Annotated in this window: 3 protein-coding genes; 2 read left to right on the top strand and 1 reads right to left on the bottom strand. The window is 65.7% G+C overall.

Annotation, left to right across the window (positions count from 1 at the left end; all coding sequences use genetic code 11):
* On the bottom strand, positions 1 to 697 hold a 697-nt coding region (locus AB0E67_RS36430), incomplete at its 3' end, for a reverse transcriptase domain-containing protein (protein WP_362035151.1).
* 751 nt (positions 698 to 1,448) lie between these two features.
* Between AB0E67_RS36430 and AB0E67_RS36425 the strand changes: the two genes are divergently transcribed.
* Both AB0E67_RS36425 and AB0E67_RS36420 read left to right on the top strand, forming a co-directional pair.
* Complete coding sequence (locus AB0E67_RS36425; protein WP_362035150.1) at positions 1,449 to 1,715, top strand: helix-turn-helix domain-containing protein; 267 nt, start codon at positions 1,449 to 1,451, stop codon at positions 1,713 to 1,715.
* A gap of 50 nt (positions 1,716 to 1,765) precedes the next feature.
* On the top strand, positions 1,766 to 1,848 hold an 83-nt coding region (locus AB0E67_RS36420), incomplete at its 3' end, for a winged helix-turn-helix domain-containing protein (RefSeq protein ID WP_362035152.1).

The raw sequence follows: 1,848 nt of genomic DNA, 5'->3' as shown, positions 1-1,848 counted from the left end.
CCACCATGTCATCGCAATAGCGCTCGAACCGGACACCCGGGAAGGCCCGGTCCATCCAGGTGTCGAACGCGTAGTGCATGAACAGGTTCGCCAACAGAGGCGAGATCGCCAAGCCCTGAGGACTCCCGCGATCCCGCGCGACCAGTTCGCCACTCCTGTGCTGCAGCGGAGCCTTCAGCCAGCGTTCCACATACAGCAGAATCCACCGCTGGTCGGTGTGGTGGGCCACCGCCTTGAGGACCAGGCCCTGATCGAGGTTGTCGAAGAACCTCTGGATGTCGATGTCGACCGTCCAGTCGGTCCTCCAGCACCGTTCCCGGCAGGCCGCGACCGCGTCCAGCGCGCTTCTGCGGGGCCGGTATCCGTAAGAATCGGGGTGGAACATCGGTTCCACCTCCGGTTCCAGGACCATGGCCGCCGCTGTCTGCGCGATTCTGTCCGCGACTGTCAGCACTCCGAGAACCCTGACCTTGCCTGCTCCCCCGGGCTTGGGGATCTCCACCATCCGCACCGGCGGCGGGAAGTAGCTGCCCGACGCCATTCGATTCCACAGTTTGTAGAGGTTGCCTTGCAGGTCAGCCTCGAACTGCTCGATCGATTCGCCGTCGACCCCGGCCGCTCCCCCGTTCGCCTTCACCCTGAGATACGCCTCCCAGACCACATGCTTCGAAATCTCGAACGGCTTTGGCCCGCTCATCCGGCTCCTCCCGGGAACTCCGGTTGACCGCCAAGCGGACCTGGATGATCCGTCCCCTTCGCTCCACCCGCATTACCGGGCTTCCTCACTACTACGAGACGGTCTGCCCCCGTGCCCCGCATCGGTACTCGGCCCCTTGCGGTGTTGGCCGCTTGGAGGTCTCCCTCTCGCCGCCGGCCTCGCGGACCGGCAGCAGTATCGGGGCGACAGGTTCTCACGTTCCGTGCAAGAGCCCAGGTCAGGCTCGTGCCGCCTACATGCCGGACGCCATCCGGGCAGTCAGCAGGCTCCCCCCCGGACTTGTCCCAGAGCCCTGGTCTCGCCCTGGTTTCGACGCCACTGGAATTTATTACGACACGTCATCAGCGGTTCGCTCTCGCTCGCCTTCCTGACCCACACCTGACGCGATCACCGCCGCGCCTTTTCCCGCAGCACTCACCACGAACGGCACTTGACCGACGCAGCCTGCGGTGGTTTGGAGCCTCCCCCTGCAGGGCGACCCCGGAGGACCTACCTCCATCTCTCACACAGCACCGCTTCCAGAAGCTCCTACATCAACGCCTCCTTCAGCGTTCGTGACACACGACCAGCAAAAACACAGACACTCCCATTACTGACTTCGGCTCGTTGGGGTGATCTTTCCGAAATCCTCTGATCCGCCTGGGGGGTTGGCGGTACTTCGTGGTGTGTGAGATATGCGGATGGGGGCGGGTTGACAGCTGCGGGACGTGAGCGTCGGGAGGCGATACGGATGCAGGCGGCTGGGCTGTTCGAGCAGGGGATCAAGCCGCCGGAGGTCGCACAGCGTATGCGGGTGAGCCGGAAGTCGGCCTACCTGTGGCACCAGTTGTGGCGGGATGGCGGTGTGCAGGCCCTGGCCTCCCGCGGCCCGAGCGGGTCGCGGTGCCGGCTGTCGCCACGCTGCCTGGAGAAACTCGCTGCGTATCTGGAGCAGGGCCCGGCGGCGCACGGCTGGGTGGAGGACCAGGTGTGGACCGCTGCGAGGGTGGCACGCTGATCGGCAGGAAGTTCCACGTCTCCTACAGCGTCTCCGGGGCGACGAGGCTGATGCACCGGCTCGGTTTCAGCCCGCAGGTCCCCGTGCGGCGGGTCGCCGAGCGCGACGAGCAGGCCGTGACCGTGTGGAGGGA

Origin of the sequence: Streptomyces sp. NPDC032161 (genome assembly GCF_040636995.1) — a bacterium.
In the GTDB taxonomy this organism is placed as follows: domain Bacteria; phylum Actinomycetota; class Actinomycetes; order Streptomycetales; family Streptomycetaceae; genus Streptomyces.
Note: the sequence above shows the minus strand (reverse complement) of the source record. Positions and strands in the feature narration are given on the sequence as shown.

What these genes read in the sequence shown, in the direction of transcription:
- AB0E67_RS36425 (WP_362035150.1), top strand. Translation starts at nt 1,449, where the DNA reads ATGCAGGCGGCTGGGCTGTTCGAGCAGGGGATCAAGCCGCCGGAGGTC.